This is a genomic window from Nitrospirota bacterium, assembly GCA_037386965.1.
Classification (GTDB): domain Bacteria; phylum Nitrospirota; class Thermodesulfovibrionia; order Thermodesulfovibrionales; family JdFR-86; genus JARRLN01.
On sequence record JARRLN010000096.1, the window covers coordinates 1 to 7,601 of the forward strand.

At 56.3% G+C, this 7,601-nt stretch carries 10 protein-coding genes; 3 read left to right on the forward strand and 7 right to left on the reverse strand.

The window, feature by feature from the left end; translation table 11 throughout:
* Positions 1 to 973, forward strand: a 973-nt coding sequence (sppA, locus tag P8Y39_11590; protein ID MEJ2192961.1) for a signal peptide peptidase SppA, incomplete at its 5' end; no start/stop codon positions are given.
* 97 nt (positions 974 to 1,070) lie between these two features.
* Here sppA and P8Y39_11595 read toward each other — a convergent pair.
* From P8Y39_11595 to P8Y39_11605, 3 genes are read right to left on the reverse strand one after another with little or no spacing between them, the layout of a single operon-like run.
* On the reverse strand, positions 1,071 to 1,382 hold the full coding sequence (locus P8Y39_11595) for a Mor transcription activator family protein (protein ID MEJ2192962.1): 312 nt from the start codon (positions 1,380 to 1,382) through the stop codon (positions 1,071 to 1,073).
* Positions 1,379 to 1,837 (reverse strand): hypothetical protein, encoded by a 459-nt coding sequence (locus P8Y39_11600; protein ID MEJ2192963.1) that lies wholly within the window; start codon positions 1,835 to 1,837, stop codon positions 1,379 to 1,381. Before P8Y39_11600 ends, P8Y39_11595 begins: the two co-directional genes overlap by 4 nt.
* Positions 1,824 to 2,045 (reverse strand): helix-turn-helix transcriptional regulator, encoded by a 222-nt coding sequence (locus P8Y39_11605; protein ID MEJ2192964.1) that lies wholly within the window; start codon positions 2,043 to 2,045, stop codon positions 1,824 to 1,826. Before P8Y39_11605 ends, P8Y39_11600 begins: the two co-directional genes overlap by 14 nt.
* Before the next feature lie 136 nt (positions 2,046 to 2,181).
* On the opposite strand from P8Y39_11605, the gene P8Y39_11610 reads away from it, so the two are divergent.
* Together P8Y39_11610 and P8Y39_11615 are read left to right on the forward strand one after the other, a co-directional pair.
* Positions 2,182 to 2,838: an XRE family transcriptional regulator gene (locus P8Y39_11610; GenBank protein ID MEJ2192965.1), complete on the forward strand. Its 657-nt coding sequence runs from the start codon at positions 2,182 to 2,184 to the stop codon at positions 2,836 to 2,838.
* 49 nt (positions 2,839 to 2,887) lie between these two features.
* Complete coding sequence (locus tag P8Y39_11615) at positions 2,888 to 3,115, forward strand: PLDc N-terminal domain-containing protein (protein ID MEJ2192966.1); 228 nt, start codon at positions 2,888 to 2,890, stop codon at positions 3,113 to 3,115.
* A gap of 999 nt (positions 3,116 to 4,114) precedes the next feature.
* Here the strand turns inward: P8Y39_11615 and P8Y39_11620 are convergent.
* The 4 genes from P8Y39_11620 to P8Y39_11635 form a co-directional block, all read right to left on the reverse strand.
* A complete protein-coding gene (locus tag P8Y39_11620; protein ID MEJ2192967.1) occupies positions 4,115 to 4,453 on the reverse strand; it encodes a hypothetical protein in 339 nt (112 codons plus the stop codon).
* A gap of 795 nt (positions 4,454 to 5,248) precedes the next feature.
* Positions 5,249 to 5,728 (reverse strand): hypothetical protein, encoded by a 480-nt coding sequence (locus P8Y39_11625; protein ID MEJ2192968.1) that lies wholly within the window; start codon positions 5,726 to 5,728, stop codon positions 5,249 to 5,251.
* 593 nt (positions 5,729 to 6,321) lie between these two features.
* A complete protein-coding gene (locus P8Y39_11630) occupies positions 6,322 to 6,849 on the reverse strand; it encodes a cupin domain-containing protein (GenBank protein MEJ2192969.1) in 528 nt (175 codons plus the stop codon).
* Positions 6,850 to 7,129: 280 nt separating this feature from the next.
* Positions 7,130 to 7,601, reverse strand: a 472-nt coding sequence (locus P8Y39_11635) for a GNAT family N-acetyltransferase (protein MEJ2192970.1), incomplete at its 5' end; no start/stop codon positions are given.

Here is a 7,601-nt window from a genome sequence, read left to right on the forward strand (position 1 = left end):
CTTTGTCCTTTTCTTTTTTCTGAGCGGGTGCACCCTCGTCAATATATCCCTTCTGCCCCGGGAGCAGCCTTTGGAAGAGCAGGTGGTGGAGGGGGAGGGGCAGCCCAAGATTCTTATAATGGACGTGACGGGGTTTATTTCGGAGGAGAAGCCCCGGGGCGGCCCCCTGGCCCCTGCGGGGGCCTCCATGCCCGACCGCATCCGGGAGTCCCTGAAGAAGGCCGAGAAGGACAAGGACATCAAGGGGCTCATCGTGCGCATCAACTCCCCCGGGGGGCTGGTGACCACCAGCGACATCATCTACCACGAGATAAAGAGCTACAGGGAGCGCACCAAGGTGCCGGTCTATGCGGCCCTGATGGACGTGGGGACCTCCGGGGCCTACTACATCGCCACGGCGGCGGACCGCATATACGCCAATCCCACCACCATCACCGGGAGCATAGGGGTGATGGCGATGAAGTTCGGCGTGAACGGCCTGCTGACGAAGATAGGGGTGGAGGACACGGTGGTGAAGTCCGGTCCGGAAAAGGACGTCTTCTCCCCCTTCAGGACCACCACGCCGGAGGAGCTGGAGATAATCCAGGGCATCATAGACGACATGTACGGGAGGTTCGTGGAGGTGGTGCGCCAGGGCAGGGGCGACCGCCTGGCAGCGGACCGGCTTGAGCTCATCACCGACGGGCGGCCCTTCTCCGCCGCCATGGCAAAGGAGCTGGGGCTCATCGACGGCATGCGGCACCTGCCGGAGGTGGTGGAGGAGATGAAGCAGGCCCTGGGTGTGGAGCAGGCCAGGGTCGTCATGTACGCAAAGCCGGGGAGCTACAAGGGGAGCATTTACTCCACCCAGGCGCCGGATGTGACGGCCCGGAGCGCCTTACGGGAAGGCGAGCACATCCTGAGGAGGCTGCCCGGGGTGAACTTCCTCTACCTCTGGTGGGGCAGGCCGGGCGAGGCGGCCTGGGGGCAGTAGGGGGCCGGGGCTTTCCCCGTCCGGGAGAGAGAGGGAAAGAAGTGCCCCAGAAGCATTAGCTTCTTTCCAGGCCGATGCGCTGCCGGGGCGGCCCCGGTCACTTTGCTCGCATGAGGAGCGTGCGGGCCAGAGGGTGCACGGGCGCGGGGGAGAGACGGCGGAGGATCTTCCGGACGCCCCTTTGGGAGAGGCCGTACTTTGCCGCAAGCTCCGCGGAGGTGCTTCCTTCGTGGTGCTCGCGCCGGATGTCCTCGTCCCGGGCCTGCCGGATGAGCGTATCCAGGCCGGGGACGTAAATGTAGGAGCCCCGGAAGGCCCGGGCTATCTTGAGGGCGGCCTCCAGGCCCGCGGCCTCCGCAATGCGCCCCAGGTCGCCTGGAAGGGACTCTTTGAGGGCATCTTCCGTCATGCGGCCTCTCCCTTCTTCCGGCGCGGTGCGCCCTGGCCGGCAAGGAAGGTGAAGCGGGGCGCGAGGGTGCGGACCTCCAGGAGCCCGCGGGCCTCGGGGTGCCCGAGCAGCTCGCGGCGGCAGAAGTAGAGGCGGCGAGAACGGACCATGCGGGAGAACCTCCGGCCGAGAAGGCGCCGCGCCTCCCTGACGTTTGCTTCGGGCAGGAGGACCTCCTCGCGGGGGGTGACCCTGAGGGTGGCGGAGCCCGACCGCAGGGTGACCGCGCCGTCTCCCAAGTGCGGCCCGAGGCGGCGGAGGACGGCGGCCCTGGCCCGGATGAGGGCGGCCTGGGCCCTTCTGTGCTCCGCCGTGAGGGCGGCGGCCCGCCGGAGAGCGGTCCGCAGGGCTTGGTCCCTCACCAGAAGGGGGTCTGCGCCGCGGCGAATTATCTCCACCCGGTCAGGCCGTCTCATCCCGGCCCTCCCATTCGAGGAGGTCCTCCACCCCGCACCGGAGGACCCCCGCCACCCTGAGGAGGGTGGAGGCCCGGGGCTCCTTCTTCCCCCGCTCCAGGGCCGATACGCTGGCCTGGCTCAGCCCCGCCTCCCCTGCCAGGACCGTCTGGGTTTTTCCCATCCGCCGCCTTCGCGAGGCCATCTTCCCGGGACTGAATCTCTGCATGAGGACACCCTCCTTTCATGAGGCCTTGCTAACTATGGTTAGTTTAGACCCGACCCCCGGCAATGTCAAGGATTTTATGAACCATAGTTCGTGAAAAACGCTTGACATGAGTTTTTCAGTAAACTATAGTTAATACATGACTTTCTTTTCGGACGCCGACCTGAGAGAGCTGGGCGCCCTCATCAAGCGCAGGCGGCAGGCCCTCAAACTTTCGGCCCGGGAGCTGGCCCGGGCCGCGGGGGTTTCCGACGCCCATATCATCTATATCGAGAAGGCCCAGCGGCGGCCTTCCTTTCATGCCATCATGAACATCCTGCACGCCCTGGGGGTCTCCCACGAGGAGATGATGCGGGAGATACGCCCGGCCCGCCGCGGGGCGAACGTGGAGCCTGCGGCCCGGGGCGGCCCGGGGGGGCGGGTGCCGGTGGTCACCCTGGTGCAGGCCGGCGCGTGGAAGGAAGTCTGCGACGCCTTCGAGCCGGGGGACGCCGACGAGTGGATAGAGACTGACGTCAGGGGGCCCAACGTCTTCGCCCTCAGGGTGACGGGGGACTCCATGGAGCCGGAGTTCACCGAGGGGGAGGTCATCATCGTCAACCCCCACGTGGAGGCCCAGCCGGGGGATTTCGTGGTGGTGAAGAACGCCGGAGGGGAGGCCACCTTCAAGCAGTTGAAGAAGTACGGCCCGCGCTATGTGCTCCATCCCCTGAACTCCCGCTTCGCCGACCAGGAGGTCCGCAGGGGGGAGTTCCGCATCATCGGCAAGGTGGTGAAGAAGGAGAAGCGCTACTGAGCGCGGCACGCGGACATATAATAATGATTAAGGTCGGCCCCGGGGCGCGATGAACGGCCTTGAGCCCTTCCTCAGAGTTATCGACCCAGCGGCGGTGGCCCTGGCCCTGGTCGCCCTGGCCCCGGCTACCCTCTGGGTGATAGCCCTGGTGGATATCGTGAGAAGCCGCTTCCCCCCTGGGCGGAAGCCCTTCTGGCTCGTGGTCGTCCTGCTCCTGCCCCTGGTGGGCTTTATCCTTTATTACGCCAAGGGCAGGAAGGAGAGGGTTTGGAGGTAGGGGAGCAGGCTGGTGTCCCGTCCCGGAAATTCTTTGTCATTGTCCGGCGTGACCGGACAATCCAGAGGTCTTTGAAAAACTGGATTCCCCGAACAAGCCGGGGAATGACACCGGCGGATTTTTTGCAGAGTACTTCTGTAACGGGACGCCAAGAGGGGGTGGCCGGGTTAGCCGTAAAAGGGCTGTCCTATGCCCCGTGAGTCGCACGGTGAACCATAGCAATTGGACTCTTGCCTATTTTGTAAATCGCTTATACAATGTCAACATGAACCCGGTTACTGCTGGATGCGGCATGGAGGCCAATGAATCGACAAGGTCTTCTTGAGGAGGGTGGTCGAGAATTGAACTTCTCCAGAGTCCGTGTGCTGCTTCTCCTGGCCGTTTTCGTTTTCGGCATCGCAGGGTGTGCGGATAAGGGCGCTCAAGCGCAGCCGACCGCAAGACTTTTCACGACTCCCGCCAGTGCCGGCGGAGGAACCATGTCGTGTTTTGCCGTCAATGTGGGCGGGGCGACGCTGTCGGAGGTCAGGGTCAAGTTGGTTCGGGCGGATAGCGGGAGTTTTTTTCAGCAGATTTGCAACAACGTGGAGCCGCGAGAGGGATGCATTCTTTCCATGGCGCCGGAGGTCCCCCGTTATTGCCTTATTGAGGTGGCAGGCGGTGAGGCTTCTTCGGTGCGTGGTTCCCTCACTATCCAGGATAGCACCGGTGCGACTGTTCTCTCCCTCGAAGCACGATGATTTTCTCCTGAGAAAAAATTCCTGGCCAACGGCGGTGCACCGGGAGCCCCAGGACGACCCTCTGGGTGTTGGCCTGGGAGGAAGAAGAGGGTTGGGGGGTAGGGGGCGTCGGATTCGCCGTCGATGGCCCCTACCTTAGCCCTGTGAGTCGCAGGGGAAGGTTTGTGGAGTTCACCTACGACTAAACATGATTCAATTACTTGCAACGATGAATCTTTTCGGTAGAAAGGATTAACGCCTCGCATCATACAGCGGTACTTTACCATCGAATAAAAGTGCCAGTTTCATCGAGACTTGGAAATCCACCTCCAGCTTGCCCAAGCCAACTTAGCTTGCCTTCCTCACGTCGAGCTATGATTTCCAAATCAACACTCAAACCCTTGATTGCCAAAAGTAGAGCCTGCATCGCATCAACGCCGAACACTCTCAGTCCCGTTGGCCTCTCAAATCCGGTAATCTCATAAGGACAAACCCAATCGCCGTCTTCACTTCGCTCCGGTTTGGCGAGTCTGACTCTAATCTTTGTCCGACTGCCGTCTTTCTTCTCTAAGTCAAGAATTCTCTCAGCAATCGGGTTATTTATTTTAGGAGTAGCCATAATACCACCTCCCCATAATTTAGTCCTCGTAGGGTGGGCTATGCCCACTTGTCCATGGACGCGGTCTTTAAAACGGTGGGCGGAGCCCACCCTGCATTCATAATTTCCGGTTCTGCTCTACACTAGAGAACCCGTCCTTTTCAATCATTCTTTCAGGAAGAAGAATCATTATTTTTTGAGGTGCCGCCTTTCACTCCACTTCTCAATTCGACCAAAAATATCTTCAACTACCATTATAAGAAAACAAAGAACACTTAAAACAATTCCAATGATGAACCATCTGCTAGATAAGTAATATAACACTCCAGGAGTTCTATAAGGATAACTTGGATGTGGATAATCTTGAGGTTGAATATAAAGATAGATAAGCGATAGTAATGAACAGATAATGAACGGGATTAAAGATAAGAGGTATTTCTTCATAATATAAACCCCTCGTCACGGTTACTATTTCAAATCAACAAGCCTGCGAAACCTGTTGACCGTCTTTTAAAGAAGAAATTCACATACTACCATCGTCTTGATCCGTTCGAAAAGGAATAAAGAAACCCAATAGATGATTTCTACGAATATACTCAATGGAAGTCAACCCATCAGGCGTCATACACCCACAACTCTTCTTCTCAAGAGACTTTCTGGCTGGAGTGTGAACTCCATAGAAGAATGTGCCCAGAGATCTACCGAAGAAATTGCTCCACAATATCTGAATATTTCCACAAATAAACATCTCTTACCTTCAGAAAGTACATCTCGCTGTATATCGCAAATGTCGCCAGCACTCACATGATTTGTCTATTATTTGTCTTTCGACTCACTGAAAGCATCTTCTTGATCTAGTTTCTCTACAAGCATTACTAACCGTTCAGACGAACAGTCCCTCCAATTGAGTTCTCGACAGATATCCCGTGCCTCGTTCATATATTCTCGTGATTCCTGATGATTGCCCCCATTCTCTTCGACGCGTGAAAGACGAACATAGGTTAGAGCTTTCTCAGCTTTATAAACTTCGAGAGTAAAAAGGGGACCATCAGGAGATCGCGCGTTATCAAGTGCTTTCAGAAATAAGAGCAAAGCATCGCGGTAATCGTCATCACTGCCAAGCGTACGTTGCGCTTGGGTAAACAACGAATAATGAGAAATGATTGCTAAGCTATTCGTCATCGAAGCTGCCCGGACCAGTGTTTGCCTGAGGTACAAAGCAGCCCCAAAGAATCCGAGCGCAAGTGTCAGTAAATGAGTCGACACAAGGATGACTATTATTGTGCCCTTCTTCATTGACGCACTCTCCGAATGCTTTGTGAACGCAAAATATCTCAGCACTATACGAGCCACAAGAAATATAACCTCTCCACAACCCGTGGTATGTAACATCAGTCACAGAATATGGAAGCGGGTCTGTAATGGTTAGTGGCGCGAGAACTACATGCGAGGGGGACACTAGGGCGAGAAGCATGTTCAATTCCTGTAATTGCGATCGCACTTTCCTCATCGGTGCCAGGTGCAAGAGATGCAGTCTTCGGGAAGAAACTTTGCGGTTCTCAAGACCTCTTTGGGTACGACTTTCTGGATGAAATCTTCAAGAGTTTCGATTTCCGATACCCGGAGTGGTAGGTGTATATCGCAACCCTAATCACGTCGTGCTTTTTGCATCTTTGGAGGGGTGAGTCGCAGTCATTCGAACGTGAGACTCTTGCGGTGTACAGGAAGAAGTCTTACCTCCATCTTATAATCCACAATCCACACTTTGGTCTGCCCGAAGGCAAGCCCTCAGTCGCGGTTCCGGAAAAGCCTACCCCTGCCTCCACTGACTACCACCGACGCATGCTTATTCTTCTCCTCGCCCGAATTCCCGGCAATCATGGTTCCTCCTATTTCTTCCTCTTTTGACTGGCGGGTCGCTTCTTCATAATCTCCTTAGGCCACTTTGCGGCCACCTCCTCTTCGCCTTTGTAATAGTCCACCTTCGAGGAGCTCTCGAACACCTCCAGAAAGGGAAGGATATTGACTTTCCCCGAATCGGGATATTCACAGACATCTATGCCCACGGTTGTCCTCAGGTCCAGATAAACACAGGGGGTCTCGGCGTGGTTATAAAGTTGATGGGCGCCGGAAGGGCCTTCTTCGAAGAAAATAACGTCTCCCTGGACGACCTTTTGAAATCCCTCCGGCGTTCGAAGTGTCGCCTCCCCGGCAATGACCAGAAACAATTCCTCGGCGGCGCGGTGGAAATGATAAGGGAATGAAAATGTGCCCGGGTCCAATGAGACGACGTAGAATTCAAGGTGTTTCGAATTTACGAGCTTCCCCAATCGGGGGCTCATGTGCCACTGAAATTCGGGAACGCGCGACTCTTTCTTCTTGAACGTCAGGTCTTGCCCATGGAAAATAGTCGGCATCTGCACCTCTCATTTAACATTCTTTCTTTATAGCCTAGTGTGGTGTCCAAGAAATACTTTGCAAAAAACCTGCAGTGTCATTCCCGACTTGATCGGGGAATCCGGTCTTTTCGAAGGCTTCTGGATTGTCCGGTCAAGCCGGACAATGACAAATACTTTTGGGACAGTATACTGGTTATTCCCATCTGTAGATTACCTGCTGAAAAGTGCATGATTATAACAGAATAAAAAGGTATCGTGTACGGGAAGGAGGCTGGCCCGCGGGCCGGTTGGGGAGTCCCTACCCTCCCTCCCTGAGCACCACGGAGGTCTCCACCTGGCGCTCGGGGATGTTCCAGTATTTCCTGAGAAGGCGCTCTTTCTCCTCGGGGGAGACGACCGTGAAGCCGTGCTTCTGGTAAAAGCCTATGGCCCAGGCCGCGTCGGCCCACGTGCCTATCAGTATAGGCCGCGATATCCGCTTGCGAAGGAAAGAAAGCAGGCGGCCGCCGATGCCCCGGTTGCGCCAGGCGGTCCTCACGTAGGCGTGCCTTATAAGGGTTACGTCTTGTACGTCCTTAATCCCCATAACGCCTTGTAGCGTCCCGTCCTCCTCATATCCCCAGAAGACCACTCCCTCGTACATTTCGTGCTGGAGTTCTTCCTCCGACATGTAAGGTGCTCTCCAACGGTCAGGAGGAATTACGCCCCTGTAGGCGCTGGCCGCGTCATTTATGATTTCAGATATCGCCTTAAAATCTCTATCGTCGCAC